The 1,347-nt window shown below is 32.1% G+C and carries 3 protein-coding genes; all 3 read right to left on the minus strand.

Annotated elements, in window-relative coordinates; all coding sequences use genetic code 11:
• A partial coding sequence (locus EV203_RS13285) for a DUF6710 family protein (protein WP_132040918.1) occupies positions 1-590 on the minus strand: 590 nt, incomplete at its 3' end.
• Entirely contained in the window at positions 580-912 is a 333-nt protein-coding gene (locus EV203_RS13290; RefSeq protein ID WP_132040916.1) for a hypothetical protein, read from the minus strand. The genes EV203_RS13290 and EV203_RS13285, both read right to left, overlap by 11 nt.
• A 23-nt stretch (positions 913-935) precedes the next feature.
• A complete protein-coding gene (locus tag EV203_RS13295) occupies positions 936-1,223 on the minus strand; it encodes a hypothetical protein (RefSeq protein WP_132040917.1) in 288 nt (95 codons plus the stop codon).
• Between the last annotated feature and the right edge of the window lie 124 nt (positions 1,224-1,347).

The following is a 1,347-nucleotide window of genomic DNA, read 5'->3' on the forward strand; positions in this document are numbered from 1 at the left end:
TACCAGTATAACCCATCCGTATATACATGTTCAAAAAGCTTGGTCACATCATATTCAGCAGCTTCAATATATCCTTTTTTAAAACCAATACCTGCACCTATGGAGTGGTTTCCGTTGTATACAAAACAGATGTTTACAGGAGAAAAATAAAAGGCTTTATGGTTTGTCCTTTGAAACACAAACTCATTTTTACCTATGTTTTTGATGCTTTCCCTCATTTTTTCTCTATGCCAAGGAAAAACCAAAACACATTCTTTTGCTAAATCAACTTTTTTTGGTTTGAAATCAGCTTCATATATTGAAAACTTGATCCCTTCTTTATTGTAGTAGTAGTAAGGGAAAGGAAGTGGCAGTCTTAATCCTTTGTCAAACCATTTTTCTTTATAAAAAATATTTGTTAATACATCATACTTTAAATCCTCTCTAATAACGCTAAGCATATAATCTAATATTAAAATCTGGTCTTCTTTTGTTTTTTCTTCTTCACAAACTTGTTGAGCAAATTCAAGAGCATACTTAAACTCATAAGCCGGATCTAATCTCTCTAAAAAACTTCTTTTTTTCTTTCTAAAAAAATTTTTAAGTAGAATCTTGTATCACCTCGTCTTCTAATAATTTAAGGACGTTATAATAAATTCTTCCCTGCAGAAAAGGTTCGTAATGCATTAGTGAAATTAGCTCGTTACATGCTCTCATATATTTTCTTTCGTCAAGAGCCTTTTTTATTTTAACGAGGTGAAAAATATATGACATATGAAGTATATCTCTTCTTTCATATTTCTTAGAAGGTTTTAATTTCTTAAATTCTGCGTAAAACTCCTGCAAAGCCTTTCGTGCCTCTAAATTTTTCTCTTCTCCCTCATCATTCCACCAGCTGTCATAAGGTTCCAAAATAGAATAAAGCTTCTCCATCTTTATACCTCCCGTAAGTTTACCTAAAGGGATAAAATATCTTCTAGGCTTTCAAGGAGAATTTTTTCATCATTTGAGGTTTCACTTTCAGTAACTAGTTCAGGTTCTACAGGCTGTGGTGGTATTTGGGCTTTTATACCTGACTGCTCCAGCTTTTCTAATATGGCTTCAATTTTTTCTATTTTAACTCCAAAGTCTCTGTAGAAGCGCAGGGCATTTTTTATGTATTGACTTCTGTCGCCGTTTAGTCCTTCAAGAAATTCTTCAATATCCCTGTCTTCTTTATTTGTGCGGAAGCTGTAGACTTTCAATTTGCTTCACTCCCATTTATGTTTATACCTTCAAAAACAGAAGTAATAAGCATTGGTAGGCATTAAAATTAGATTTTGTATTACAACCTTAAATTTTTAGCTGTGAAAAATGTAATACAAAATT

The organism is Caldanaerobacter subterraneus (assembly GCF_004345675.1).
In the GTDB taxonomy this organism is placed as follows: domain Bacteria; phylum Bacillota; class Thermoanaerobacteria; order Thermoanaerobacterales; family Thermoanaerobacteraceae; genus Thermoanaerobacter; species Thermoanaerobacter subterraneus.